Source organism: Rathayibacter sp. AY1F4, assembly GCF_002931775.1.
Lineage (GTDB): Bacteria > Actinomycetota > Actinomycetes > Actinomycetales > Microbacteriaceae > Rathayibacter.
In genome coordinates this window covers 78,317-104,552 of the sequence record NZ_PSVE01000011.1, presented here as the reverse complement: position 1 = coordinate 104,552, position 26,236 = coordinate 78,317, and the positions used below count along the sequence as shown (strand labels likewise).

Sequence of the window (26,236 nt, the reverse complement as noted above, 5' to 3'; positions counted from 1 at the left end):
AGGGCCGCGGGCTCAGACCAGGGCGGCGCGGCGCACGACCTCCGCCGGCGGCACGAAGGCGCCCGCCCGCTCGACCTCGTGCACCAGGTCGACCAGCAGCTGGTTGACCGGCGCCTCGCGCCCGCCGCGGTGAGCGGTGCGGACCACGGCCCCGGCCAGGTGGTCGATCTCGCTCGGCACTCCGCGGCGGACGCTCTGCAGCGTCGACCCGGGGTTCGGCACCTCGCCCATCCGCGCGGCCATCCGGCGGGGGAGCAGCTCGACCAGGGGCAGGGGAGCGGCGGCGAGGGCGCGGACGGAGGCGTTCGAGAGTCCCTGCAGCGAGCCGAAGCGGACGCCCGACGCGAGGCCCGTCCGGGCGGCCTCGCGCATCGACCGGGCGAGGACGCGCCGCAGCCCCGGATCGTCGATCGTCTCCTGGACCGAGAGCCCGGTGATCGCGGGCAGGGCGTTGACCTCGTTGATCAGCAGCTTCGTCCACTGCGCTCCGGTGAAGTCGTCGGTGACGGCGGTGGGGACCGCCTCGCCGAGCACGGCGGCGGCCCGGCGCACGTCGTCGTCGGCCGGGCGGCCGGGGACGCCGAGCGTGGTCGTGGCAGGAGCGGTGACGGTGACCCGGCCGGGTTCGAGGTGGCTCGCGGCGAAGAGGGCGAGAGCACCCACGAGCCGGGCGTCACGCACCTGCCGGGCCGCCGCGGTGAGTCCGTCCAGTCCGTTCTGGACGACGACGACGAGGGTGCCGTCGACCGTGCGGCGATTGGTGCGCAGCGCGTCCTCGGCGTCCTGCGCTTTCGTGCAGACGAAGGCGAGATCGGGTACCAGGTCGAGGGACTCGCCGCAGCGGACCCAGGCGGTGTGCTCGCCCCACGCCCCGTCGAGCCGGATCCCCGACCGGCGGATCGCGGTGAGATGGTCGCCTCGGGCGGTGACCTCGACGTCGTGCCCGGCGCGGTCGAGAAGGGCGGCGATGGTGCCGCCGACGGCGCCTGCTCCGAGTACTGCGATCCTCATCCGGACAGCCTAGGACGGGCGGGGGAGGGCTCCGGCTCCACCCCGGGGGTACTCCCGATCCGTCCGTGTATCCTCGCACCCGTGCTCGAGACCCCCGCCCCGGCTCCGAACGGGATCCTCCTGCTGGACAAGCCCGGCGGCATCACCAGCCACGACCTCGTCTCGCGGACCCGCCGCCGCGCGGGGACCCGCAAGGTCGGCCACGCGGGGACGCTCGATCCGATGGCGACCGGGCTGATGATCCTCGGTCTCGGCCCCTCGACGCGACTGCTCACCTACCTCGTCGGCCTCGACAAGCAGTACGAGGCGACGATCCGGCTGGGCTCCTCCACCACCACCGACGACCAGGAGGGCGAGGTGCTCGCCTCGGCGGAGCCCGCCCTCGTCGCGGCCCTCGCCCCGGAGTCGGTGTCCGACGCGATCACGGCCCTCACCGGAGCGATCGAGCAGGTCCCGAGCACGGTCAGCGCGATCAAGGTCGACGGCCGCCGCGCCTACGCCCGCGCCCGCGACGGCGAGGAGGTCGTGCTCGCCTCCCGCCCCGTGACCGTCTCGGAGTTCGCCGTCCTGGCGAGCCGCCCGGGCGAGGGGTTCCTCGACCTGGACGTGCGCGTCACCTGCTCCTCCGGCACCTACATCCGCGCGCTCGCCCGCGACCTGGGCGCGTCCCTCGGAGTCGGCGGCCACCTGACCGCGCTGCGGCGCACCGCGGTCGGCCCCTTCTCCGTGGCGCAGGCCGGCGAGATCGACGAGCTCGACGTCCCCGCCGCGCTCCTGCCGCCGACGCTCGTGGCGGGCGAGCTGTTCCCCCTGCTGCGCCTCGACGCCCAGGAGGCGGGCGATCTCGCGAACGGCAAGCGCATCCCGGCCCCGGAGGCGGTGGCGGGCGCGAAGGGCCTCCTCGCCGCGGTCGGGCCGGGGGAGCGGCTGATCGGCCTCGCTGAGCGGCGCGGCACCCAGCTCAAGAGCGTCGTCAACTTCCCGACCGAGGACCTGCGGACGGCCGCCTCGTGATCGAGTGGTTCACGATCCTCCAGGTGGGGATCGCCGTCGCGGCCGGCCTGCTCTGCCTCGTGCTCGGGCTGCTCGCCCGCCGTCCCTCGGACGTCTCGGTCGGCGCGACGGCGATCGTCGAGCTGCTGCTGATCGTCCAGCTGGCGGTCGCGATCGTGTCGCCGCTGGTCGGCAACCGCCCGTCGGGGAGCCTGCCGGAGTACTACATCTACCTGATCTCGGCGCTGCTCCTGCCGCTCGCTGCCGGGTTCTGGGCGCTCATCGAGCGGAGCCGCTGGAGCACCGTGATCCTGGGCGTCGCCTGCCTCTCGATCGCGGTCATGGTCTACCGGATGCACCAGATCTGGTTCTTCCAGAGCGCCTGATCGGGCCCGCCACCGGGCCCGGCCCGGCGAGCGCCTAGCATGGACGTGCGATGTCGAAACCAGCCAGCGATGCGTCCGGACGGGCCGCTCACGACCCCTCAGTCCCCTCGGCCCCCGGGAGCGGCGAGCCGACCCGTTCCGCCCGCTCGCGCGGGATCGGCAGCCTCCTGGTCGTGGTCTACGGGATCCTCGCGCTCGCCGCGACGGGGCGCTCCGTCTTCCAGATCATCGACCGGTTCGACGAGGCGCCGCTGGCGTTCTCGCTCTCCGCGCTCTCGGCCGTCGTGTACATCGTCGCGACGGTGGCCCTGATCGTCCCGGGCCGCGCCTGGCAGCGCGTCGCGTGGGTGACGATCACCTTCGAGCTGGTGGGCGTGCTCGTGGTCGGCGCGCTCAGCCTCCTCGCTCCGCAGCTCCTCGGGCTCGCGAGCGCCGACCCGTTCGGGCGCCAGTCGACGGTGTGGGCGGCCTTCGGCGCCGGCTACCTGCTCATCCCGCTCGTCCTGCCCGTGCTCGGTCTCTGGTGGCTCCGCGTGCAGGGGCGGCGCACGGCCCGGGCGGCCGCCTGATGCGCGTCGAGACCCGCCCCGGCGACCTGGCCGGGATCGGACCCTCCGCCGTCACGATCGGCAAGTTCGACGGCGTCCACTCCGGGCACCGGGCCGTCATCGGCCGGCTGCACGAGCGGGCCCGCGAGCAGGGGCTCGCCGCCGTCGTCGTCACCTTCGACCGCAATCCGCTCAGCGTGATCGCGCCGGAGAAATGCCCGCCCGTCCTGGTCGGCAACGAGCAGAAGCTCGAGCTCCTCGCCGGGACCGGCGTGGACGCGACGCTGCTGCTCACCTTCGACGAGGCGTTCCGGGCGCTCTCGCCCGAGCAGTTCGTCGAGCAGGTGCTGGTGGAGGCGCTCGAGGCCCGCGTGGTCCTCGTCGGCTCCGACTTCCGCTTCGGCGCCCGGGGAGCGGGCGACGTCGACCTGCTGCGCGTGCTCGGCGGGCAGCACGGATTCGAGGTGGAGCTGATCGACGACGTGCGGCCCGAGGACGGGCGCCGCGTCTCCTCCACCTGGATCCGCGAGCTGCTGGCCGAGGGCGACGTGGAGCACGCGACGCGCCTGCTCGGGCACGAGCCCGTGGTCCGCGGCGTGGTCGTGCACGGAGCGAAGCGCGGCCGCGAGCTGGGCTTCCCGACCGCGAACCTCTCGCCGCAGTCGCAGGGCCTGATCCCGGCCGACGGGGTCTACGCGGGCCGGCTCACCACCGACGGCGTCACGCATCCCGCCGCGATCTCGGTCGGCAGCAACCCGACTTTCGTCGGAGTGCCGCCCAAGCAGGTCGAGGCGTACGTGCTCGATCAGACGCTCGACACCCTCGACCTCTACGACCGCGTGGTCGACGTGGCGTTCGTCGGCCGGATCCGCGGCCAGGTCGCCTACGAGGGCGTCGAGCCCCTCATCCGCCAGATGAACCACGACGTGGTGCAGGTCCGCGAGGTCCTCGGCATCGACTGAGCGGGATGCCGGGCGCCGCCTAGCAGGGGCCGCGGGCCCGCACCAGCGGGAGAGGTCCCGAGGCCATCGGCGTACCGTGGCCGCATGAGCGAAACCCCCTCCGACTCGGCGCGCCCCCTCGCGCTCGTCACCGGTGCGACCGGCTACATCGGCGGCAGGCTGACGCCGCGCCTCCTCGAGGCGGGCTTCCGGGTGCGCGTCCTGGTGCGCGACCCGCGCAAGCTGGTCGACGTGCCGTGGGCGGAGGAGGTCGAGGTCGCCCAGGGCGATCTCGGCGATCCGGAGTCGCTGGAGGCCGCGGTCGAGGGCGTCGACGTCCTCTACTACCTCGTCCACTCGATGGGCTCGGGCAACGACCACGCCCACTTCGAGGAGGTCGAGAGCCGCGCCGCGCACAACGTCGCCACGGCCGCGGAGTCGGCCGGCGTCGGCCGCATCGTCTACCTGGGCGGCCTGCACCCCGAGGGCCAGGAGCTCTCGAAGCACCTCCGCTCGCGCGCTGAGGTGGGCCGGATCCTGATGGAGTCGGGAGTGCCGACGATCGCCCTGCAGGCGGGCGTGATCATCGGCTCCGGGTCGACCTCGTTCGAGATGGTGCGCCACCTCACCGACGTGCTGCCGTACATGCCCGCGCCGCAGTGGGTGCGCAACTTCATCCAGCCGATCGCCGTGCGCGACGTGCTGCACTACCTGATCGGCTCCGCGTCGCTCGAGGACGCCGCGCTCAACCGCACCTTCGACATCGGCGGGCCCGACGTGCTCCGCTACGGCCAGATGATGAACGGCTACGCGGTCGAGGCCGGGCTCCCGCAGCGGCCGATCGCGTCCCTGCCGGTGTTCACCCCGTGGCTGGCCTCGCAGTGGGTCAACCTGGTCACGCCGATCCCGCGCTCGCTCGCGGTGCCCATCATCGCCTCGCTGCAGTACGACTGCGTCGTGCACGAGCAGGACATCCGCGCGCTCATCCCCGACCCCGAGGGCGGGCTGACCTCCTACCGCCGCGCCGTCCGGCTCGCGCTGGGAAAGATGCAGGCGGGCGAGATCGAGACGAGCTGGCAGAACGCGGAGGTCGTCGGCGCTCCCAGCGACCCGCTGCCGAGCGACCCGGAGTGGGCCGGCCACACGGTCTACGTGGACCTCAAGGAGCGCCGCACCCACGCCGATCCGGCGAAGCTCTGGCGCGTCATCGAGGGTATCGGCGGCACCAACGGCTGGTACTCCTTCCCGCTCGCGTGGGTGATCCGCGGCTGGATGGACCGCCTCGTCGGGGGAGTGGGCCTGCAGCGCGGGCGCCGCGACTCCGCGCGCCTGCACGCCGGCGACGCCCTCGACTTCTGGCGCGTCGAGGAGATCGAGCGGCCGAAGCTCCTGCGCCTGCGCGCCGAGATGAAGGTGCCGGGCGGGGCCTGGCTCGAGATGCGCGCCGAGCCCTCCGGAGACGGCGGCTCGGTCTACACGCAGCGCGCGGTGTTCTTCCCGCAGGGCCTCGCGGGCAGGCTCTACTGGTTCGCGATCCTGCCCTTCCACGGCATCATCTTCAACGGCATGGCCAACCGCATCACGGCCACCGCGGCCGACCTGCCGGACTCCGGCGACGAGCGCTCCCCTGGCGGGCGCCGGGTGCAGCGGTGACAATGGAGGGGTCCGGCGGCGGCGAGGCCGCCCGGGACGCCGACGAGAGGAGCACGATGAGCGAACGGTCGAGTACGGACGCGGGGCGCGGACTCCAGCTGGGGAAGGTCCTCTTCATCGGGGACAGCATCATCCAGGCGGGAGCCTGGGGCGAGTGGCTGACGGAGTCGACGGTCGTCGACGAGGGAGTCGGAGGGGCCACCACGGCGGACGTCGTCGCGCGGCTCGCCGAGCTGGTCGCGCAGGAGCCGGACACGGTGGTGCTGCTGATCGGCACCAACGACCTCGCCTGGCACCGCACGACGGAGCACGTCGTGCGCAACATCGAGACGATCGTCGCGACGTTCCGGCGCGACCTCCCGGACGTGCGCATCCTGGTGACCTCGGTCCTGCCGCGCGGACACGAGTTCGCGCCGCAGATCCGCGAGATCAACCGCCACCTGTGGCAGTTCGCGCCCACGGCGCACGCGGGCTACCTCGACCTGTGGCCGGTGCTCGCGGGCGAGGACGGCGGACTGCTCGAGCAGTACTCGCCGGACGGCCTGCACCTCAACGAGGACGGCTACCGCGCCTGGCGCGAGGCACTGGGCCCGGCGCTCGAGGCGGTCGTGCGGATGCCTCCGCGGACCCGCCCGATCACGCTGCCCTACGACGAGTTCGCGCGGCCGAAGACGGCCTAGCGCAGCACAGTGGAGGGGGAGTCGACCGCAGGGTCGGCTCCCCCTCCGTCATTCCGCGGCCAGGGCGGCCTCGAAGGACGCGAGGGCGTCCGCGGAGAAGAGGACGAACCGGACCTCGTCGAGTGCGCCGTCCGCGGTCGCCTCGCGGACCGTCTCCACCGCGATGCGCGCCGCGTCGTCCATCGGCCAGCCGTAGACGCCCGCCGAGACGGCCGGGAAGGCGAGCGTCCGCGCGCCGAGACCGACGGCGGTGCGCACCGACTCGCGGTAGGCCGAGGCCAGGACGGCGCTGCGGTCCTCCGACCGCGAGTGGACGGGACCGACGGTGTGCACGACCCAGCGGGCGGGGAGGCGGCCGGCGGTCGTGGCGACCGCGGAGCCGGCGGGCAGGCCGTCCGGCAGCTCGGTCCCGCGGAGCCGGCGGCACTCGGCGAGGATCTCCGGTCCGCCCGCGCGGTGGATCGCGCCGTCGACGCCGCCGCCGCCGAGGAGCGACGAGTTCGCCGCGTTCACGATCGCGTCGACGTGCTCGCGGGTGAGGTCGCCGCGCACGGCTCTCAGGGTGGTCACGGCTCCTCCTCCAGGCTTCGTCCGAGGGCAGCGATCGCCGCAGGTCCCACGCGGCAGCAGCCGCCGATCAGATCCGCTCCCGCCGCGCGCCAGGAGGCGACCAGCGCGGGGTCGAAGGCCGCGTCGCCTGCCCAGCGACGCTCGACGGCGTCCCACTCCTCGCCGCTGTTCGGGTACACGACGACCAGCTTGCCGGTGACGGAGCGGGCGATGCGGACCGCCTCGGCGACGTCGCCGGGCGGGCAGCAGTTCACTCCCACGCCGACGACCTCCTCGGAGGCGGCGGCGACGGCGAGCGCCTCGGCCAGGGGCTCGCCGGACGCGGTGCGGCCCGAACGGCCGCTCACGCAGATCCAGGCGGGGACCGAGGAGCCCGCGAGGGCCTTCACGACGGCCCGCACCTCCCGCACCGACGGGATGGTCTCGACGGCGAGCAGGTCGGGCCCGGCCGCGGCCAGGGTCTCCAGTCGCGGGCGGTGCCAGGCGGCGAGCTCGCCGACGGTGAGGCCGTCGTCGCCGCGGTACTCGGAGCCGTCGCCGAGGCTAGCGCCGTAAGGGCCGACGGAGGCGGCGACCCAGCCGCTCTGCGCGCGCCGGGCCAGGTCGACGCTCTCCCGGAGGGCGCGCTCGGCGAGGCCCGGGGCCAGGCCCGCGGCCGCGAATCCGCTCGCGGACACCTGGTAGCTCGCGGTCACCGCGACCCGGGCGCCCGCCTCGGCGAAGGCGCGGTGCGCGTCGACGACCCGGCCGGGCTCCTCCAGCAGGACCCGGGCGCTCCAGAGCGAGGAGTCCACCGCGGCGCCCTGCGCCTCCAGCTCCGTGCCCAGGCCCCCGTCGAGCAGCAGCGGGCGCACCCGCGCCGCGGCGACGAGGCCGGCGGTCACGAGCGGTTGTTGGAGAGCTCGAAGATCTTCACGAGCTCGGCGATCGCCGCCTCGCGGGCGTCTCCGCCCTCCTCGAACATCGCGGTGATGTGCGTGCGGAGGTGGTTCTCGACGATGAGCTTGTTGAGCGAGCCGAGCGACTTCTGGATCGCGAGGGACTGCGTGACGATGTCGACGCAGTAGTCCTCGTTCTCGATCATCCGCTCGAGGCCGCGCATCTGGCCGCCCAGGATCCGGGCACGGTGCAGCGAGCGCTTCTTGAGGTCCTCGATCACTCCTCCAGCCTACGCGCCGCAGGCGGTACCCGGGCGGGGTATGCGCCCGCCTACGATCGAGGGGTGAGCACCCGCAAGCCGTCCCGCGCGACCGCCGCCCGCTACCCCTCGCGCGACCGCGCCCGCATGGCGCTCGCGCCCGGGATCCTCGGCGCGATCGTGCTGCTGGCCGGGCTCGCCCTCGTCGGCTCCGACGCCTACGACTTCATCCGCTACCCGGTCGCGATCCTCGCGGCGGTCATCGGCTGGTTCGCGATCCAGGCGCGCGCACTCCTCTGGCTGATCGGGCTCGTCCCGGTGCTCGTGCTGTGGAACCCGGTGGTGCCGTTCGCGTTCCCGGACGCGATCTGGTCCTCGCTGAGCCTCGCCGCGGTCGGCGTCTTCGTGGCGGCGGGCCTCGTCATCCGCGTCCCGACCCCGGAATGACGACGAGCGCGACCGTCCGCGCGTCTGAGCGCCGACCGGACCGCCCCGAGGAGTAGACTGGCGCCGCACCCGCACGCCGGGGATGCTGCGACCGGGTCCCAGACCCGTTGCTCGGAGCTCTCGACGGCCACCGGATGCACCGACGCCCGACACCTCCCCGGAGGCGATCCGGCGGATGCACGGCGACGGCAGCGCGCGGGAACCCCTCCTCCGCCCCCCGTCACACATCGAGGAGGAGCATGGCTCGCAGCGGCCAGCGTCAGTCCGGTCAGACGCGACGAGCGTCGAACGCCGCCGGGAGCCGACCCCGATCGCGCTCGCGCGGCGTGGACAACGCGGGGATCATCCCGATCCTCGCCCGCCGCGTCCGCGAGGTGGAGGCGAAGGCCCAGACCGGCAAGGTCGGGCCGACCAACCGGACGAAGTTCCTGGTGATCGCCCTCCTGATGCGCGAGGAGCGCAAGCGGGTCAAGGTCGATCCCTCGCTCAGCGACGCGCAGCGCGCCGAGGAGATGAAGCGCCTCGACGGCATCGCCACGATCCTGGCCAAGACGGCCGCCCGCGACACCAGCCTGATCGCGTTGCTCGAATCGGAGGCCGGCGTCACGGCGGCCGCGCAGAAGCTCCGCCGCGACTGGCTGCTCGAGGCGGGCGCGGAGCTCACCCCCGACGAGCTGCTCATCGTGACCGAGCCGGAGCCCAAGCCCGCGGTGCCGGTCAACCAGGTCGTGCCGCAGTCGGTGCGCGCCCGCCAGCTGGCGAACCCCTTCCTCCCCCCGGACTTCTCGATCGCCGAGCCCTCGGCTCCGGCGCCGCGCCGCAGGCTCGACGACTGGGAGCTGCTCGGGCCGCTCTTCAAGGCGTTCGAGTACGGAGCGGGCGGACGGGCCGCGAGCATGGAGCTCCCGGAGCCGCCGAAGCTCGACCGGGTCTCGCCGCGCGGCCGCGAGCTGATGCCGCACCAGGCGCGCTTCATCGAGAGCGCCCGCGAGGGGCACCGCAGCTTCCTGCTCGCCGACGAGCCGGGTCTGGGCAAGACCGCGCAGAGCCTCCTCGCCGCGTCGGTGGTCGGGGCGTACCCGCTGCTCGCGGTGGTGCCGAACGTGGTCAAGATGAACTGGGCGCGCGAGGTGGAGCACTGGACGCCGCAGCGGCGCGCCACGGTGATCCACGGAGACGGCGGCACGCTCGACGCGTTCGCCGACGTGGTCATCGTCAACTACGACATCCTCGACCGGCACATCGGCTGGCTCGGGAGCCTGGGCTTCCGCGGCATGGTCGTCGACGAGGCGCACTTCATCAAGAACCTCCGCTCGCAGCGCTCGCAGAGCGTGCTCGCGCTGGCGTCGAGGATCCGCGAGACCACCCCGGGGCACGATCCGCTGATGATCGCGCTGACCGGCACCCCGCTGATCAACGACGTCGACGACTTCCGCGCCATCTGGCGCTTCCTCGGCTGGATCGACGAGACCAAGCCGGGACCGGAGCTGATGGGCCGCCTCGAGGAGACGGGCCTCACCCCCGCCGACACGGGCTTCTACCCGGAGGCGCGCGAGGCCGTGATCGACCTCGGCATCGTCCGGCGCAAGAAGATCGACGTCGCCGCCGACCTGCCGTCGAAGCGGATCGTCGATCTGCCCGTCGAGCTGGACGACGACCTCGGCCGCTCCATCCAGAAGGCCGAGCGCGAGCTCGGCGCCCGCATGCTGCAGCGCTTCAGGGCGGTCACCTCCTCGATCACGCACGAACTCGACGACGACGAGCGCGAGCGGTTCATCCGCATCGTGGCGCAGAGCGAGCTCGAGGAGTCGAAGTCGGCCAAGACCGGCGAGAACGTCTTCACCATGGTGCGCCGGATCGGCCAGGCCAAGGCGGCGCTGGCCGCCGACTACGCCTCGCAGCTGGCCCGCTCGGTGGGCAAGGTCGTCTTCTTCGCGAAGCACATCGACGTAATGGACCAGGCGGAGGACACGTTCGAGAAGCGCGAGCTCACGTCCGTCTCGATTCGGGGAGACCAGACCGCGGCGTTCCGCCAGACGCAGATCGACGCCTTCAACGAGGACCCCGACGTCTCGGTCGCCGTCTGCTCGCTCACCGCGGCGGGAGTCGGCGTGAACCTGCAGGCGTCGTCCAACGTGGTGCTCGCCGAGCTGTCGTGGACCTCGGCCGAGCAGACGCAGGCGATCGACCGCGTGCACCGCATCGGCCAGGAGGAGCCGGTGACGGCGTGGCGGATCATCGCGGCGCACACGATCGACGCGAAGATCGCCGAGCTCATCGACGCCAAGGCCGGTCTCGCCGCCCGCGCGCTCGACGGCGCGGACGCCGAGACGGCCTCGGCCGACACGGTGCAGCTGGACGCCCTCATGCACGTCCTGCGCGAGGCGATCGGCTGAGTGCACCCGGCCGGGCCGGCTGAGAGCTCAGCCGGTCCGGGCGAGCGGTGCGGCGAAGAAGTCCTTCTCGAACGAGCTCGACCGCAGGAACGCGTCCCTCATCGCGGCGCGCTCCCTCGGTGAGGCGTCGCGGGCGGCCTGCTCCGTGAACTCGATCGCCCGCTCGGTGGCCGTCGCGAAGACCGGGTCGCCGTACGTGAGCAGCCAGTCCGCGTAGGGGTGCTCGGGGTGCCCGGAGGCGGCGAGGCGGGACCCGACGTCGGCGTAGAGCCAGAAGCAGGGGAGCAGGGCGGCGACGATCTCGCCGTAGCCGCCCCGCGCGGCGACCGCGAGCAGGTGGTCGGTGTAGCCGCGGGTCACGGGCGCGGGAGTCGCGGCCCTAGTCCCGAGCCGGTCGCGGTGCAGCTGCGCCTCCGCCGCGAGTGCGGACGCCGAGCCCTCGGCCCAGAAGACCTGCTCGGCGGTGGTCGGCGCGCGCTGCGCCGCCACGGCCAGGACGCGGGCGTACTCGGTGAGGTAGAGAGCGTCCTGCTCGAGGTACCACTCGAAGTCCTTCCGCCCGAGGGAGCCGTCGCCGAGGGCCCGCACGAACGGGAGCGCGTCGATCTCGTCGCGGAGGGTCCGCGTCCGCTCCCAGACGTCCGCGCAGAACGCCGGAGGACGTTGCCGGTGGAAGTGGTCGATCGGGCCGTTGCCGGAGCCGACCTCCAGGGCGTCGGCGGCGCGCAGGGCGCCGGTCAGCCACTCCTTGGCCTCCGTCAGCGCCTCGACCAGGGCGTCGGAGGAGGCGTCGCGCCCGGCCAGGAGCGTCGCCATCGCGGACGAGAGCGAGCACCCGGTGCCGTGCGTGTTGGAGGTGGCGACGCGCTCGCCGGGGACCTCGCGCACGAGGCCGTCGGGGGTGACGATCGCGTCCGGGGTGGCGGGGCCGTCGAGGTGGCCGCCCTTCACCAGCACGGCGGCGTCGAGGGCGCGGGCGAGTGCCGCCCCCTGCGCGAGCGCGGCCGGCCAGTCGGAGGCGGTCGGCTCTCCGGCCAGCACGCCCAGCTCGGGGAGGTTTGGCGTCACCAGGTCGGCGCGGCGGAGCAGGTCGCGCACGGCGTCCTCGGCTTCGGGAGCGAGCAGCCGGTGACCGCTGGTCGCGACCATCACCGGATCTACGACCACGACGGGCGGGCGGACCTCGTCGAGCCACTCGGCGACGACTCCGGCGTACTCGGCCGTGGCGAGCATCCCGATCTTCACCGCGTCGATCGTGACGTCGTCGCTCACCGCGTCGAGCTGCTCGCGGAGGAACGCGGCGGGCGGGAGGTGCACGGAGCGGACCCCGTGCGTGTTCTGCGCGACGAGCGCGGTGACGACCGCCATGCCGTAGCCGCCGAGCGCGCCGATCGACTTGAGGTCGGCCTGGACGCCTGCACCGCCGGTCGGATCGGTGCCGGCGATGCTGAGGACACGGGGGACGCGGGCGCCGGCGGTCACCGGTCCCACTCCGCTCGGATCAGGCGGGCGGCCGCCGCGGGGTCGGCGGCCGTGCAGAGCGCCGACACGACCGCGAGGCCGGCCGCACCGGCGAGGCGGAGTGGCCCCGCGTCCGCGGCTCCGACTCCGCCGATGGCGACGCAGGGCAGCGCCGTGGCCGCGGCGAGGGCGGCGAACCCGTCGACACCGAGGGGAGCGGGGTGGTCGGGCTTGGTCGCGGTGGGCCGGATGACGCCGACTCCGAGGTAGTCGACCGTCCCCGCGGGCAGGGCGCGGACGGCGGCGAGGTGCTCGGGGGTGTTCGCGGTGAGCCCGATCACCGCGTCGGGTCCGAGCAGCGAGCGGGCGGCGGTGACGGGGAGGTCGGACTGCCCGAGGTGGACGCCGTGGACGCGGGCGCCCGCGAGGCGGGCGGCGAGGGCGACGTCGACGCGGTCGTCGACCAGCAGGGTCGTGCGCTCGTCGAGGACGGCGGCGACGGCCCGGGTCAGGGCGACGAGCTCGGCGGCGGAGGCGTCGTGATCGCGGATCTGCACGGTCGTGACTCCGCCCCGGACGGCGGCGGCGACCACGGCGGGCACGCCGCGCGGGCCGCACTGGGCGGTGTCCGTGACGAGGTGGAGCGAGAGGTCGAGGCTCATGCGATCCGCGCCCCGGCCTCGGCGTCGGCCGGCTGGAGGGCAGTGAGGGCGTCGAGGAGGCCGACGGCGAAGGATCCGGGACCGCTGCTCGCTACGGCGGCCCGCTCGGCGGCGAGGCCCCAGACCGCGGAGGCGCTGACGGCCGCGTCGAGCGGGCGGGCGCCCGCGCCGAGGAACGCCGCCATCACGGCGCCGAGCGCGCAGCCGCCGCCGGTCACGCGGGTCAGCAGCGGGTGGCCGCCCGTGACCCGGACGATCCGCTCGCCGTCGGTGACGAGGTCGACCGCTCCCGAGACGGCGATCACGCCGCCGGTGCGGCGGGCGAGGACGCGGGCGGAGTCGAGCGCTTGCTCGGCGGTGTCGACGGCGTCCACGCCGCGCCCGCCCGCACCGGCTCCCGCGAGGGCGAGGATCTCGGAGGCGTTGCCGCGGATGATCGCGGGCCGCGCCTCGAGCAGCTCCACCGCCAGAGCGGTGCGGACGGGCAGCGGGCCGACGGCGACCGGATCGAGCACCCAGGGGGTGCCGGCGCGTCCGGCCGCGGCGACCGCCTCGCGAGCACCCTCGCGCTGCTCCGCTCCGGGCGTGCCGAGGTTGACGAGCACCGCGGAGGCGAGGCCCGCGAAGACGCCCGCCTCGCCGGGCAGGTCGCACATCGCCGGGCTGGCACCGAGGGCCAGCAGGCTGTTGGCGGTGAAGCCGGTGACGACCGCGTTCGTGATGCACTGCACCAGGGGCCCGGCGGCACGGAGCTCGGCGAGATCGCGACCCACGGACACCGGGTCGGGCGCCGTGTCGGCGGGGAGGATCGGGTGGACAGGCGTGCGAATGCTCATTCGCGACATCCCTTCGCTAGTACGAACTAGATCAGGTTCAACGGGTCTTCTCTCAGCCCTGGCGGGCACCCCGTGTCACTGCGCACGACCCTAGCAGCGGGCGCGGGCGCGCTCGCTGCTGCAGTGCGAGAGGAGCCAGCGGGCCGTCGTCGCCCCTTCGCTCGGGAGCGGCCGCTCAGCCGGTGAGGATCGTCGAGTCGCCGCGCGGCCCCACCGCGACGCGGAGGCCGATCGGCAGCCGCTCGCGCATCGCGTCGACGTGGCTGATCAGGCCGATCGTCCGACCGCCCGACCGCAGCTCGTCGAGCGTGCTGAGCGCCGTCTCCAGCGTCTCGGCGTCGAGCGAGCCGAAGCCCTCGTCGATGAACATGGTCTCGAGCGAGATGCCGCCGGACTGCGCCGTCACCACGTCGGCGAGGCCGAGGGCGAGGGCGAGCGAGGCGAGGAACGTCTCGCCGCCGGAGAGCGAGGCGGGCTGCCGGCGGACGCCGGTGAAGGCGTCGAGCACGTCGATCCCGAGGCCGGAGGCGGCGCCGCGGTAGGCGAGCGAGTCGTCGTGGGCGAGCGCGTAGCGGCCGCTGGTCATCGCGTCGAGGCGGAGGTTCGCAGCGGTCACGATCTCCTCCAGGCGTCCGGCGAGGGCGAAGGCCTCGAGGTCCATCCGGCGCGTGTTCTGGCCCCGGCCGGAGACGGTCTCGGCCAGCGCGCGCAGCTCCTCGTGGCGGCGGAGGCGCTCACCCAGCACCGCGAGGCGGCCCGCGGCCGTCGCGGCGAGCTCGACCAGGCGCTCCGAGCGGTGCTCGAGCACGGAGAGGCCGGCTCGCGCCTCGTCGCGACGGGCGGAGGCCTCGCGCGAGCGCTCCTCGGCGGCGGCGAGGTCGACGGCTGCGCCCGGCAGTCCGCGGAGCTCCGGATCGGCGAGCACCGCCTCCGTCGCGCTCCGCCGTCGCTCGTGCTCGGCGACGACGGCCTCGGCCCGCGCCCGGTCCCCGCTGGCCAGCGCGGCCGACTCGGCCTCCTCGGCGGTCGTGAAGCCGCGCTCAGCGAGGACCTCGGCGAGCTCCTCCCGGGCGGCGGCGGCGGCCTCGGACCGCGAGACGGCCGCCTCCTCGGCCTCGACCAGGGCGACGGCACGGCGGCGCTGGGCGCTCAGCTGCTCGACCCGCGAGGCGACGCTCGTCGCGCCGTCGCGGAAGGCCTCGACGCGCTCCCGCAGCAGCCGCAGCGCTTCAGCGGCGAGGGCGGACTCGTCGGCGCGGGCGCGGTGCTCCTCGCGAGCGTCGTCCCGCCCGGTCGTGAGAGCGTCGATCCGGGTGCGCAGCCGGGTGCGCTCGCGCCGCAGCTCCTCCATGCGGGCGGCCGCGGCGCGCGCCGATGCGAGCCGCTGCTCGTGCGCCGGGCGGAGCGACTCCGGATCCGCGTCCCCGCCCACGCGCTCCTCGAGCGCCGCGAGAGCCCGAGCCGCGGCTCCCTCGCGCTCGCGGGCGCCGTCGAGGGCGGCGGCGGCGCGCTCCACCGCGACGCGGGCCCGGTCGAGGTCGTCGGTGCCTACCGTCGTCGGGCCGTCGTGCTCGGCCGGGCGGGGGTGCTCGCACGAGCCGCAGACGGGGCAGGGCTCGCCCGGCTCCAGCCGCTCGGCGAGCTCCCCGGCGAATCCGGCGAACCGGCGCGCGATCAGGGCGGCCTGCTCCGCGGCGCGCTCGCCGTGGACGCGCGCCGCGTCGGCGTAGGCCGTGCGGAGCCGCTGCAGACCCGCCGCAGTGAGATCGCGCTCGAGGGCCGCGGCGATCCTCCGCTCGAGCGCGGCGAGCTCGTCGACGCGCGCGGGGACGGCGGCGGCCTCCCCGGCCAGAGACTCCTCCTCGGCGGCGAGCGCGTCGACGCGGGCGGGCAGCTCGCGCAGCTCCGCCTCGATCCCGGCGAGCTCGGTCGCCGCCGCCTGCTCGGCGCGTACGGACCGCTCGGCGACGCGCTCCGCGTCGGGGAGCCGGCGCTCCTCGGCCAGCGCCTCGGCGAGGGCGCCGAGGACAGCGGCGAGCCGTTCGGCCGTCTCGGCGGCCGGGCCTCTGGACGCGTCCCCGTAGGCGTCGGCGGCGAGGTCGCGCTGCTGCCGGGCGGCCCGCTCCTTCTCGGCGGCTGCCCGGGCGGAGCGGAGCAGCGGCAGCACGCCGTCGGCCCGGCGCGCGCGCCCGATCGCGGCCCGCTGCTGCTCGACGTGCGCCTCGGCGACCGCGAGCTCCTCGGCCTCGATGAGGGCGCGCCGGCGACGCTCCTGGCCCCGGGCGATGCGCCGGGCGTCGTCGAGAGCGGTGCCCGCGGCCTCGTGCGCCGCGTCGGCCGCGGCGGAGCCGGCCCGGGCCGCCTCGAGCGGAGCGGCGAGCCGCGCCGGCAGCCCGGCGAACCAGGCGGCGTCCGGCAGAGGCGGCTCGGCTCCGTCATCGAGGAGCCGGACGGCCTCGTCCGCGAGCGCCGTCACGGCCGCGCGCTCCTCCTCGAGCCCGACGGCGCTCGCATCGCGCTGCTCGAGCAGGCGGCGGCGGAGCAGATCGAAGCGCTCGGTCGCGAAGAGCGTGCGCAGGAGCCGCTGCCGGTCGTCGTTCTTCGCGAGCAGGAACTCGTGGAAGCGGTTCTGCGCCAGCAGGATCACCTGGAGGAACTGGTCCTTCGTCAGGCCGACGATCCGGCCGATGTCGGCGCCCACCTCCTTCGCGCTCGACGAGAGCCCGACCCAGGTGCCCTCGACCTGCTCCAGCAGCTCGACCTTCGCAGGCTGGGTCGTGGTGCCGGTGCCGCGCCGCTTCGGCCGCTCGTACTCGGGCGAGCGCCGGACGCGGTAGACGCGCCCCGCCGCTTCGAACTCGAGCTCGGCGAAGGTCTCGTCCTCGGGGCCGCTGTGGTCGCTCCGGAGGCGCGAGGCGGTGCCGTCGAAGCGGGGGACCGAGCCGTAGAGCGCGAACGCGATCGCGTCGAGGATCGTCGACTTGCCCGCTCCGGTGCGCCCGGCGATGAGGTACACGCCCACGTCCTCGAGCCGGTCGAAGTCGACGCACTGCTCGGCGCGGAACGGTCCGAGCCCGGCGAAGGCGAGCCGGCGGATCCTCACCGCAGAGCCTCGGCCTCGACGGCCGCGAGCGCGTCGAGGGTGAGGGCGCGCTCGGTGTCCGTGGCGCCGTGGCCGCCGCGGACGTGGGCGAGGAAGTCGTCGACGACCTCCACGTCGCTCCGTCCGCGGATCCGCTCGGCGTACGCGCGCGGCTCGGCCGCGGCGTGCGGGGGCCGGTGCTCGAGCGTGGCGCAGCCGGGGAAGCGCGACTGCAGGCGCGCCATCGCGTCGAGCGGGCGCACGGGATCGGTGAGCACCGCCGAGACCCAGTCGCCCTCCACCTCGGCCAGGGAGGGATCGCGCAGCAGCTGCTCGAGCTCGCCCTCGATCACGCTGAGCCTCCTCGGCACGGGGAGCGGCGACCACTCGACGCCCTCGAGCCCCTCGGGCCCGATCGTCACCAGCCAGGCGCCGCGCGGCTTCGACGCCTCGCCGAACGAGTAGTGCAGCGGCGCTCCGGAGTAGCGCACTGCCGGCAGCAGCTCGGCGCGTCCGTGGATGTGCCCGAGCGCCGCGTAGTCGGCCGCGGCGAAGTGCTCGACCGAGACGTAGTCGAGCCCGCCCGCCGTGATGTCGCGCTCGAGGACCGCGGCCGGGGCTCCGACCGCGAAGCAGTGCGCGAGCACGACCCAGGGACGGCCCGCCGCCTCGGCGGCGGCGCGCACCCGCGCCATCGCGAAGGCGAGCACGTCCTCGTGGCGGCGCAGCTGCTCCTCCGGGTGCCGGTGGCGGTAGAGGGCGGGCTCGAGGAAGGGGATGCCGTGGACGCCGACCTCGAGGCCGGACGCGTCGCGCAGCAGGACCGGCTCGGCGTACGCCTCGGGGTCGGTGAGGACGTGGACGCCCGCTCCGCGCAGGAGCCCGGCCTGGAAGCCGAGCCGGGCGGGGGAGTCGTGGTTGCCGCTGGTGAGGACGACCTCGGCGCCGGCCGCGCGGATCGCCTCGAGCGTGCGGGTGAGGAGGGTGTAGTGCTCCGCGGCGGGCACGGCGGAGTCGAAGACGTCGCCGGCGATCAGCACCGCGTCCACGCGCTCGGCCCGCACCGTCTCGACCAGGGCCTCGAGCACGGTCGCGAGCGCCGCCGTCGTGGAGTGCCCGTGGAAGGTGCGGCCGATGTGCCAGTCCGAGGTGTGCAGCAGCTTCACGGTCGTCCTTCCTCTGCGTCGTCCGGGGGAGCGACTCCAGGCTAGTGAGGCCCTCCGACACCGGCGGCGCAGCGGACACCTCCCGTTCACCGGGAGGTGCACAATAGGGCGTCGGTCGAGCAGAGGAGATGGTCGTGAAGCTGCCCCGCGTCCCCGCGACGATCCTGGGTCTGGGCTCGCGCACCCGCGCCGCCGCCGAGGACACCGCTCCCATCCAGCGTCTGCGCCCGGACGACGAGCCGGCCCGCACCAGCACGGTCGACAACGCGATCTACCAGGACGGCCGCCGGGTCGTCTCGCCCGGCAGCATCCCGGAGGCGCTCGCCGCCCTGCAGAAGCTGCCCGACGCGATGGCGTGGATCGGGCTGTACCGGCCGAACGCGGCCGAGCTCGCCGCGCTCGAGGACGAGTTCTCGATGCACCCGCTCGCCCTCGAGGACGCGATCAGCGCGCACCAGAGGCCCAAGCTCGAGCGGTACGGCAGCGACATGTTCGTAGTGCTGCGCGCCGCCAGCTACTCCGACCAGCGCGAGGAGGTCGACTTCGGCGAGCTCCACCTGTTCGTGGGGTCGAACTTCGTCGTCACGGTCCGCCACTCCGAGAAGCCCGACCTCTCGCTGGTGCGGCGGCGGATGGAGGCCGATCCGGAGCTGCTGCGCGTCGGCCCGGTCGCCGTGCTGTACGCGATCCTCGACGCCGTCGTGGATCAGTACTCGCCCGTCGTCGCCGGTCTCGAGAACGACATCGACGAGATCGAGGCGCAGGTCTTCGAGGGCGACCCGGCGGTGTCCCGCCGCATCTACGAGCTCAGCCAGGAGGTGCTGGACTTCCAGCGTGCGGTCGCTCCGCTGACCGGCATGCTCGGGCGGCTCGTCACCGACTTCGAGGTGTTCCAGTCGGATGTGGAGCTGCGCCGCTACATCCGCGACGTCGCCGACCACGTCGCGCTCGTCACCGAGCGGGTCGACGGCTTCCGCACCACGCTGCGGGAGATCCTGGCGGTGAACGCGACCCTCGTCGCCCAGCGCCAGAACGAGGACATGAAGAAGCTCGCGGAGGTGGGCAACCAGCAGAACGACGAGGTCAAGCGGATCTCCGCCTGGGCGGCCATCTTCTTCGCGCCGACCATGATCTCGAGCATCTACGGCATGAACTTCGACGTGATGCCCGAGCTGCACGTGGCGTGGGGGTACCCGGCGGCGCTCGCGGCGATGCTCGCCTCGAGCGTGGTGCTGCACCGGCTCTTCAAGCGGTGGGGCTGGCTCTGAGCCCGCGTCCCGCGACGTGTCAACACCGTGACGGTCCCGGAGGCTCCGCGTAGCGTCGGTCGCGGGCCGTCCGGCCCCTGAGCGGAGGGACTCCCGATGACTCCGGAGGACACGACCACGACGGCCCCGCGGCCCCGCTCCCTCTGGCGGGCGGGCGCGGCTCCGATCCCCTCCGACGAGTTCGTCCCGGGCGCGCACTTCGATGACGTCGTGGTCGGCGCCGGACTCACCGGGCTGGTCACCGCGCTCCTCCTGCAGCGGACCGGCCGGCGCGTGCTGGTGCTGGAGGCGCGGGAGGTCGGCGCGGTCACGACCGGGAACACGACGGCGAAGCTCAGCCTCCTGCAGGGAGCGCACCTCTCCCGGATCGCGGAGCGCAACATCCCCGCGGTGACCGAGGCCTACGTCGCGGCGAACCTCGCGGGCTTCCGCTGGCTGCTCGACTACTGCGAGGGCGCGGGCGTGCCGGTGCAGAGGCGCACCGCCTACAGCTACGCGCAGACGCCCGAGGGCGTGGACGCCGTCCTGAAGGAGCACGCGACCGCGCGCCGCTTCGGCCTCGCGACCCGCCTCGTCGGCGAGCTCGACGTGCCGTTCCCCAGCACGGCGGCCGTCGCCCTCGACGACCAGGCCCAGTTCGACCCGATGGACGTCCTCACGGCGCTCGCCGCCGACTTCCGCGCCGCCGGGGGCACCCTGGTGCAGGGCGTCCGGGCCCTCGGGATGCGAGCGACCGCTCCCGTCCGGGTCCGCACCAGCGCGGGCCCGGTGACCGGGGACCGGGCCTACCTGCTCACGGGGGCGCCGATCCTCGACCGCGGCCTGTACTTCGCCAAGATCGCCGCGCTGCGCTCGTACGCGGTCGCGTTCCGCACCGACGCGCCGATCCCCGACGGCATGTACCTCTCGGTCGACGAGCCGTCCCGCTCGGTGCGCGACGCCGAGCGCGACGGCGAGCGGCTCCTCCTGATCGGCGGCAACGGCCACCCCGTGGGGCGCAGGCCCGTCACCTCGGAGGCGGTGGACGACCTGGTCGCCTGGACGCGGCGGTCCTTCCCGGGGGCGGAGCCGGTCGCGCAGTGGAGCGCCCAGGACTACGAGCCGTTCCACCGTGTGCCGTTCGTGGGCTGGCTGCCGCGGGGCCGCGGACGGATCTTCCTGGCGACCGGCTACGACAAGTGGGGGATGACCAACGCGGTGCAGGCCGCGCTGACGCTCGTCGCCGACCTCGAGGGCGGGACGCCGGCCTGGGCGAGGACGCTGCACCGCCGGCCCACGCTGCCGCGGGTGATGGCGGAGGGGCTCGGCGCCGGGCTGGCGGTGGGCGCCTGGTACGCCCGCGGCTGGTCGGCAGTGCTCCGCGCGCCCCGGTCGGCCGGGGTGGTGCCGGCGGAGGGCCAGGGCTCGCTCGCCCGCGACGGCCTGCAGCCCGTCGCGGTCTCCACCGTGGAGGGGAGGCGCTGCGCGGTGTCGGCGGTGTGCCCGCACCTCGGCGGGATCGTCACCTGGAACGACTCGGAGCGCAGCTGGGACTGCCCGCTGCACGGCTCCCGCTTCGCAGCCGACGGGACGGTGCTGGAGGGGCCGGCGGTCGAGCCGCTCGCCCCGCTGGGCTAGGCCGGCCGCCGGCTCCGCAGAGCCGAGCCGGCGGCCGGCCCCGCAGAGCAGGCGGCTCAGTCCTCGTCCGCTCCGGGCTCCGCGACCTCGTCGCCGTCCGCGCCCGAGGCGTCGCCGGTCGTGTGCAGATCGGTGTCGCCCGGGATGCTGAAGTCGCTCAGCGGGTCCAGGGGCTTCTTGTCGTCGGTGTCGTCGCTCATGCCTGCCACCCTACGAGCGTCCGGCGAGGCGCTGCACCGCGGCGACCGGGATCGACAGCCACTCCGGCCGGTTGCGCGCCTCGTAGATCGCCTCGTAGACGGCCTTGTCGAGCTCGAACGCGTCGAGCACCGCCCGGTGCGCGGTGACCGCGTCGCCCGCTCGCTCGGCGTAGCCCTCGAGGAACGCGGCACGGCTCGCCGCCGCCCACGCCGCCCTCGAGGCGCCCGGCTCGGCCTGCTCGTGCGCACCCGCCGCGTAGTCGAAGGAGCGCAGCATCCCCGCCACGTCGCGCAGCGCCACGTCGGGAAGACGGCGCTCGTGCATGGGCCGCAGCGGCTCGCCCTCGAAGTCGAGGAGCACCCAGCCGCGATCGGGCACGGACAGGACCTGCCCGAGGTGGTAGTCGCCGTGGATGCGCTGGAGCCTCGGCCACGGCGCGGTCTCGGCGGCGCGGAACACGGCCTCGATCGCCTCCGAGTCCTCGGCGATCACGGGGACCTCTGCCGAGGCGATGCGCAGGCGACGGCGCATGGCCGCGACCATCCGCTCGACGACCTCGGACGTGGTGTCCTCGGTCGGCATGACCTCCGCCAGCGTCGCGTGCACCTCGGCGGTGGCGCGGCCCAGCTCGCGGGCGGGTCCGGTGAAGTCGGAGTCGGCGGCGACCGCCTCGAGGGCGACGCGCCACGCGTCCTGGACCCCGGGGAGGAACTCCTGGGCGAAGGCGAGGTGCCCGAAGGCGCGGCCCGTCTCCTCGCCCTCGTCGTCCCACTCGCCGGTCACGTTGCCGAGCACGGGCGGGACGAGGGCGCTCCCGGCGGCGTTGAGCGCCGACTGCACCGTCACGTCCGGGTTGTCGCCGTGGTGGAGGGCGCGGAAGACCTTGACGATCACCGGCGTCGCGTCGGATCCGTCGTCGGCCGTGGTGCGGACGATCACCGAGGTGTTCGACTGCTCGCCGCTGAGCACCTTCGAGGACGCGAACGCCCCGATCGCGGCACCCGGCTGCCGGTGGCCCTCGGCGCGGGCGCCGCCCTGAGCGCCGTCCTCGTCGGAGCGGCCGCCGTCGGCGATCATCCCGAGCAGGGCGCGGGCGAACACCGGGTCGCGCGGAGCGTCGTACACGTAGTGCGAGTCGTCGGAGTAGACGAGGGCGTCCTCGAGCCCGGGCACCGGAGCCGCGTGGACGGTCACCGGCACCTGGTACAGCACCGGGCTCGTGCCTGCCCGGTCGATGAAGAGGTGGTCCACCACCTCCGCCTCGCCGGGGTGCAGCGACCAGGCGCCGCGGACCTCCAGCTCGGGGCGCCGCCCCTTGCTCGCGTACCACCTCTGGTCCGCCACCCATGCGGCGATGCGGTCGATCGACAGGCCTGCGCTCATGCTCTTCCCTCCGTCGGCACCCCGAACCCTACTGGCCGCGGGCGACGGGCGGAGGGGCTTGCGGCGGGGCGCTCAGGCCAGCTCGAGCACGTCCAGCGTCCAGGCGTACTCGAACGCGATCTCGCGCCAGCGCTCGTAGCGTCCGCTCACTCCGCCGTGTCCCGCGGTCATCTCGGTGCGCAGCAGCGCGGGAGCGCCGACCTCGCGGAGCCTGGCCACCCACTTCGCCGGCTCCACGTAGAGCACCCGGGTGTCGTTGAGGCTCGTCGTCGCGAGGATCCGGGGGTACTGCACATCCTCGCGGACGTTCTCGTAGGGCGAGTACGACTTCATGTAGGCGTAGACCTCGGCGTCGTGCAGCGGGTCGCCCCACTCGTCCCACTCGATCACCGTGAGCGGGAGCGACGGGTCGAGGATCGAGGTGAGCGCGTCGACGAACGGGACCTGCGCGAGGACGCCGGCGAACGCCTCCGGGGCGAGGTTCGCGACCGCGCCCATCAGCAGGCCGCCGGCCGACCCTCCCTGCGCGACCAGGCGGTCCGGAGTGGTGAAGCCCGCGTCGACCAGGTGCCGCGCCGCGGAGACGAAGTCGGTGAAGGTCGTCCGCTTCGCCAGCGTCTTCCCGTTCTCGTACCAGGAGCGGCCCATCTCCCCGCCGCCGCGGACGTGCGCGACGGCGAAGACGACGCCGCGGTCGAGCAGCGAGAGGCGCGCGATCGAGAAGCCCGGGTCGATGCTCGCCTCGTACGAGCCGTAGCCGTAGAGGAGGAGCGGCGCGGGGGCCGAGTCCGGATCGGCGGCGTCGCGGCGCCAGACGAGCGAGAGGGGCACCCGCGTGCCGTCCTCCGCCACGGCCCACTCCCTCCTCTGCACGTAGAGCGCGGGGTCGTAGTCGCCGAGCACCGGCTGCTGCTTGAGCACCGTGCGCTCGCCCGTCGCGACGTCGAGCGCGAGCACGGTCGAGGGGGTGACGAACGAGGTGTAGGCGAGGCGGAGGGAGGGTTGCTCCCACTCCGGGTTCCCCGCCAGGCCCGCGTCGTAGAGCGGCTCGTCGAAGACGATCTCCTCGAGCCGCGCTCCGGCGCCGTCCTCGCGGAGCAGCCCGAGCCGGGTGGCTCCGTCGGCCCGGTAGGAGACGACGACGTGCCCGGCGAAGGCGTCGACGCCCTCGATCCGGCGGCCCTCGCGGTGCGGCACCACCACGCGGCGCTCGCGGGCCCGGGCATCGGCGTCGAGCGACAGGTCGGCCGGCTCCTCGACGATCTCGAAGTCGAGGGCGCCGTCGTTGTGCACGATCAGCAGGCGGTCGCGTCCGTCGACGACGGCGTGCTCGACCTCGTACTCCACGCCCTCGCGGCGCGGCCACACCGAGCGGAAGGAGCCGGTCGGGTCGGACGCGTCCAGCAGCAGGCACTCGCTCGTGATCTTGCTCCCGATCTCGATGACGAGGAAGCGGCGGCTGCGGGTGAGGCCCACGCCGATCCAGTAGCGCTCGTCGGGCTCGGCGAAGACGACCTCGTCCGGGGTCCCGGCGCCGACCTCGTGCCGCCAGATCGTGTCGGGGCGCCAGGAGTCGTCGACGGTCGGGTAGAAGACGAAGCGCGCGTCGGCGCCGAACGTCGCTCCGCCGCCGGTGCCCTCGATGACGTCCGGCAGGTCCTCGCCGGTCTCGAGGTCGCGAATGCGGAGGGTGTAGCGCTCGTCGCCCTCGACGTCGGTGCCGAAGAGCAGCCGTCGGCCGTCCGCCGAGACGTCGAAGCTGCCGAGCGAGAAGAAGTCGTGTCCCTCCGCCTCCGCGTTGCCGTCCAGGACGACCTGCTCGCCCTCGAGCGGGCCGCCCTCGGCGATCGACGGCGGCGTCCAGTCGTCCGGCCCGCTGATCGGCGCCCGGCAGTGCACGGCGTACTGGCGGCCCTCGTAGGAGCGCGAGAAGTACCACCAGGAGCCCTCCCGGACGGGGACCGAGAGGTCGGTCTCCTTCGTCCGCGAGCGGATCTCCTCGAACAGGCGCTCGCGCAGCGGAGCGAGAGGAGCCAGCACCGCCTCGGTGTACGCGTTCTCGGCCTCGAGGTGCGCGATCACCTCGGGGCTCTCCTTCTCGCGCAGCCACTCGTAGTGGTCGACCACCACGTCGCCGTGGTGGCGGCGCTCGAGGGGGACGCGGCGGACGACGGGCGGAACGGGCGCGGTCATCGCTCCAGCCTAGGGCGAGGGCGCCCCTGGCGGCCCCGGGGTGCCGCAGCGGCGCCGGGCGTGATCACAATGGAGCATGGCCAGCGGTGCGGAGAACGAGTCGGCGACGTCCCGGGCGGGCGGTGCGCGGAGAGTGCAGACCGAGGTCGAGCGCAAGTACGACGTCGACGCGGGCACCCGGCTGCCCGACCTGACCGGCACCGGGAGCGTCGCGAGCGTCCGCACGGAGGAGCCGGTGACCCTCCGCGCCGAGTACTTCGACACCGCCGAGCGCGCTCTGTCCCGGGCGCGGATCACGCTGCGCCGCCGCGAGGGCGGATCCGACCAGGGCTGGCACGTCAAGCTGCCCGGCTCCTCCGGCCGCACCGAGATCCACGCGGAGCTCACGGCCTCGCGCACGGTCCCGTCCGCCGTCCGCGAGCCGGTGCTCGGGCAGGTGGGGCGCGCGCCGCTCGAGCCGCTGGCGCTGCTCGAGACGGTCCGCTCGATCACCCGCGCCCTCGACTCCCACGGGCGGGAGCTCGCCGAGATCGCCGACGACCTGGTGACCGCGCGCGATCAGCGCACCGGCCGCGAACGGCGCTGGAGGGAGTGGGAGGTCGAGCTCGTCGACGTCCCGGGGGACGAGGGCGAGCGGATCCTCGACGCGATCGAGCAGCGCCTCCTCGCCGCGGGCGCCCGCCCGGCCGCCAGCGCCTCCAAGCTCGCCCGGGCCACCGGCGGCCCCATCGAGGAGACGGTCCCGGATCCGCGCAACGGCGGGGAGGCGGCGCTCGCCGCGGTCCGCTCGCTCCTGCGCGAGCTGCGCGCCGTCGACCCGCGGGTGCGCCTCGAGGCCGACGACGCCCTGCACCGGATGCGCGTGCTCGCGCGCCGGCTCCGGTCCGTCCTCGCCGCCTCCCGCTCCGTGCTCGACCGTGCGGCGACCGACCCCGTGCGGGACGAGCTGCGCTGGTTGGGAGGGGTCCTCGGCGCGGCTCGCGATCAGGAGGTGCTCGCCGAGCGGTTCCGCACCTCCCTGGCGGCCGTCGAGGGCGCCCCGAGCACCCCCTCCGCCCTGCTGGAGGAGATCGAGCACCGGCACGCCTCGGCGCTGCGCCGCGTCGACCGCACTCTGCGCGGCGGCCGCTACCTCGCGCTCCTCGCCTCGCTCGACGCCCTGCTCGCGGACCCGCCCCGCACCGCGCGTGCGGGCTCGAGCGCGACGGCGCTGGTGCGCCGCTCCGTCGCGAAGGACCTCGCGCGCATCTCCGCGGCGGGCTCCGCGGCGGCCGGCGGCTCGCTCGAGGCTCGTCACGACCTGCGGAAGGCGGCGAAGCGGCTCCGCTACACCGTGGAGGCGTGGCGGGCGGTCGTCCCCGAGGCCGTCGGCGCCCGGCGCCGCTCGCTCGCCGAGGCGGGCGAGGACCTCGCCGACGCCCTGGGGGAGGAGCGCGACGCGCTCGCCGCCCGTGCGCTGATCCTGGAGGAGGCCGATCGCAGCGGGGAGGGGGCCTTCGCGCTGGGGGTCGTCGCCGCCGAGGAGCGGCACCGCGCCAGGCGGGCCGCGAAGGCCGCGGAGAAGGCGGGGGACCGTCTGGGGTCGCTCTCGCGCTGACCGTGCG

General features: G+C 74.6%; 23 protein-coding genes and 1 riboswitch. Of the genes, 11 read left to right on the top strand and 12 right to left on the bottom strand.

Annotation, left to right across the window (positions count from 1 at the left end; translation table 11 throughout):
* Nucleotides 1–12: 12 nt before the first annotated feature.
* Nucleotides 13–1,011 carry a ketopantoate reductase family protein gene (locus tag C5C59_RS08970; protein WP_104239488.1) on the bottom strand — a complete coding sequence of 333 codons (999 nt, stop codon included), beginning with the start codon at nucleotides 1,009–1,011 and terminating at the stop codon, nucleotides 13–15.
* A gap of 81 nt (nucleotides 1,012–1,092) precedes the next feature.
* Here C5C59_RS08970 and truB point away from each other — a divergent pair, with 81 nt between their 5' ends.
* The 6 genes from truB to C5C59_RS08940 all read left to right on the top strand — a co-directional run bounded on the left by truB (nucleotide 1,093) and on the right by C5C59_RS08940 (nucleotide 6,212).
* Nucleotides 1,093–2,025, top strand: a complete 933-nt coding sequence (truB, locus tag C5C59_RS08965) for a tRNA pseudouridine(55) synthase TruB (RefSeq protein WP_258062676.1) — start codon at nucleotides 1,093–1,095, stop codon at nucleotides 2,023–2,025.
* Nucleotides 2,022–2,390, top strand: coding sequence for a hypothetical protein (locus tag C5C59_RS08960; protein WP_104223058.1), 369 nt, complete (start codon nucleotides 2,022–2,024; stop codon nucleotides 2,388–2,390). The genes truB and C5C59_RS08960 overlap by 4 nt, the downstream gene beginning before the upstream one ends.
* A 50-nt stretch (nucleotides 2,391–2,440) precedes the next feature.
* The gene (locus C5C59_RS08955; protein ID WP_244229447.1) at nucleotides 2,441–2,959 is read left to right on the top strand and encodes a hypothetical protein; all 519 of its coding nucleotides are present in this window, start codon (nucleotides 2,441–2,443) and stop codon (nucleotides 2,957–2,959) included.
* A complete protein-coding gene (locus C5C59_RS08950; protein ID WP_104225670.1) occupies nucleotides 2,959–3,900 on the top strand; it encodes a bifunctional riboflavin kinase/FAD synthetase in 942 nt (313 codons plus the stop codon). Before C5C59_RS08955 ends, C5C59_RS08950 begins: the two co-directional genes overlap by 1 nt.
* Nucleotides 3,901–3,984: 84 nt before the next feature.
* On the top strand, nucleotides 3,985–5,532 hold the full coding sequence (locus C5C59_RS08945; protein ID WP_104237875.1) for an SDR family oxidoreductase: 1,548 nt from the start codon (nucleotides 3,985–3,987) through the stop codon (nucleotides 5,530–5,532).
* Nucleotides 5,533–5,588: 56 nt separating this feature from the next.
* The gene (locus tag C5C59_RS08940) at nucleotides 5,589–6,212 is read left to right on the top strand and encodes a GDSL-type esterase/lipase family protein (RefSeq protein WP_104225671.1); all 624 of its coding nucleotides are present in this window, start codon (nucleotides 5,589–5,591) and stop codon (nucleotides 6,210–6,212) included.
* 48 nt (nucleotides 6,213–6,260) lie between these two features.
* Here C5C59_RS08940 and C5C59_RS08935 read toward each other — a convergent pair whose 3' ends face one another.
* Genes C5C59_RS08935 through C5C59_RS08925 form a run of 3 tightly spaced genes read right to left on the bottom strand, consistent with a single transcriptional unit; the run spans nucleotide 6,261 to nucleotide 7,941 of the window.
* Nucleotides 6,261–6,782 carry an O-acetyl-ADP-ribose deacetylase gene (locus C5C59_RS08935; protein ID WP_104237876.1) on the bottom strand — a complete coding sequence of 174 codons (522 nt, stop codon included), beginning with the start codon at nucleotides 6,780–6,782 and terminating at the stop codon, nucleotides 6,261–6,263.
* Nucleotides 6,779–7,666, bottom strand: coding sequence for a homocysteine S-methyltransferase (gene mmuM, locus C5C59_RS08930; protein WP_104237877.1), 888 nt, complete (start codon nucleotides 7,664–7,666; stop codon nucleotides 6,779–6,781). The genes C5C59_RS08935 and mmuM overlap by 4 nt, the downstream gene beginning before the upstream one ends.
* On the bottom strand, nucleotides 7,663–7,941 hold the full coding sequence (locus tag C5C59_RS08925; protein WP_104223062.1) for a metal-sensitive transcriptional regulator: 279 nt from the start codon (nucleotides 7,939–7,941) through the stop codon (nucleotides 7,663–7,665). The genes mmuM and C5C59_RS08925 overlap by 4 nt, the downstream gene beginning before the upstream one ends.
* 63 nt (nucleotides 7,942–8,004) lie before the next feature.
* On the opposite strand from C5C59_RS08925, the gene C5C59_RS08920 reads away from it, so the two are divergent.
* Together C5C59_RS08920 and C5C59_RS08915 are read left to right on the top strand one after the other, a co-directional pair.
* Nucleotides 8,005–8,367: a DUF6804 family protein gene (locus C5C59_RS08920; RefSeq protein WP_258062675.1), complete on the top strand. Its 363-nt coding sequence runs from the start codon at nucleotides 8,005–8,007 to the stop codon at nucleotides 8,365–8,367.
* A 239-nt stretch (nucleotides 8,368–8,606) separates the two neighbouring features.
* Complete coding sequence (locus tag C5C59_RS08915; RefSeq protein ID WP_104237878.1) at nucleotides 8,607–10,763, top strand: DEAD/DEAH box helicase; 2,157 nt, start codon at nucleotides 8,607–8,609, stop codon at nucleotides 10,761–10,763.
* Between the two features lie 27 nt (nucleotides 10,764–10,790).
* Here the strand turns inward: C5C59_RS08915 and thiD are convergent, their stop codons facing one another.
* The 5 genes from thiD to C5C59_RS08890 all read right to left on the bottom strand — a co-directional run bounded on the left by thiD (nucleotide 10,791) and on the right by C5C59_RS08890 (nucleotide 17,970).
* Nucleotides 10,791–12,245 carry a bifunctional hydroxymethylpyrimidine kinase/phosphomethylpyrimidine kinase gene (gene thiD / locus C5C59_RS08910; RefSeq protein ID WP_104237879.1) on the bottom strand — a complete coding sequence of 485 codons (1,455 nt, stop codon included), beginning with the start codon at nucleotides 12,243–12,245 and terminating at the stop codon, nucleotides 10,791–10,793.
* Entirely contained in the window at nucleotides 12,242–12,886 is a 645-nt protein-coding gene (gene thiE, locus C5C59_RS08905) for a thiamine phosphate synthase (protein WP_104237880.1), read from the bottom strand. The genes thiD and thiE overlap by 4 nt, the downstream gene beginning before the upstream one ends.
* The gene (thiM, locus tag C5C59_RS08900; RefSeq protein WP_104237881.1) at nucleotides 12,883–13,722 is read right to left on the bottom strand and encodes a hydroxyethylthiazole kinase; all 840 of its coding nucleotides are present in this window, start codon (nucleotides 13,720–13,722) and stop codon (nucleotides 12,883–12,885) included. Before thiM ends, thiE begins: the two co-directional genes overlap by 4 nt.
* A riboswitch (TPP riboswitch) is annotated at nucleotides 13,714–13,805 on the bottom strand. (Overlaps the previous gene by 9 nt.)
* Before the next feature lie 92 nt (nucleotides 13,806–13,897).
* Nucleotides 13,898–16,825, bottom strand: coding sequence for an AAA family ATPase (locus C5C59_RS08895; RefSeq protein WP_104237882.1), 2,928 nt, complete (start codon nucleotides 16,823–16,825; stop codon nucleotides 13,898–13,900).
* Nucleotides 16,822–17,970, bottom strand: coding sequence for an exonuclease SbcCD subunit D (locus tag C5C59_RS08890; protein ID WP_104237883.1), 1,149 nt, complete (start codon nucleotides 17,968–17,970; stop codon nucleotides 16,822–16,824). Before C5C59_RS08890 ends, C5C59_RS08895 begins: the two co-directional genes overlap by 4 nt.
* Before the next feature lie 128 nt (nucleotides 17,971–18,098).
* Here C5C59_RS08890 and C5C59_RS08885 point away from each other — a divergent pair, with 128 nt between their 5' ends.
* On the top strand, nucleotides 18,099–19,238 hold the full coding sequence (locus C5C59_RS08885; RefSeq protein WP_104223070.1) for a magnesium and cobalt transport protein CorA: 1,140 nt from the start codon (nucleotides 18,099–18,101) through the stop codon (nucleotides 19,236–19,238).
* A 96-nt stretch (nucleotides 19,239–19,334) separates the two neighbouring features.
* On the top strand, nucleotides 19,335–20,855 hold the full coding sequence (locus C5C59_RS08880; protein ID WP_104237884.1) for an FAD-dependent oxidoreductase: 1,521 nt from the start codon (nucleotides 19,335–19,337) through the stop codon (nucleotides 20,853–20,855).
* 56 nt (nucleotides 20,856–20,911) lie between these two features.
* Here the strand turns inward: C5C59_RS08880 and C5C59_RS17215 are convergent, their stop codons facing one another.
* From C5C59_RS17215 to C5C59_RS08870, 3 genes are all read right to left on the bottom strand, one after another.
* Entirely contained in the window at nucleotides 20,912–21,055 is a 144-nt protein-coding gene (locus tag C5C59_RS17215; protein ID WP_159914626.1) for a hypothetical protein, read from the bottom strand.
* 10 nt (nucleotides 21,056–21,065) lie between these two features.
* Nucleotides 21,066–22,439, bottom strand: a complete 1,374-nt coding sequence (locus tag C5C59_RS08875) for a phosphotransferase (RefSeq protein WP_104237885.1) — start codon at nucleotides 22,437–22,439, stop codon at nucleotides 21,066–21,068.
* 72 nt (nucleotides 22,440–22,511) lie between these two features.
* Entirely contained in the window at nucleotides 22,512–24,632 is a 2,121-nt protein-coding gene (locus C5C59_RS08870; RefSeq protein ID WP_104237886.1) for a S9 family peptidase, read from the bottom strand.
* Between the two features lie 76 nt (nucleotides 24,633–24,708).
* Here C5C59_RS08870 and C5C59_RS08865 point away from each other — a divergent pair, with 76 nt between their 5' ends.
* Nucleotides 24,709–26,229 carry a CYTH and CHAD domain-containing protein gene (locus tag C5C59_RS08865; protein ID WP_104237887.1) on the top strand — a complete coding sequence of 507 codons (1,521 nt, stop codon included), beginning with the start codon at nucleotides 24,709–24,711 and terminating at the stop codon, nucleotides 26,227–26,229.
* Nucleotides 26,230–26,236: the final 7 nt, after the last annotated feature.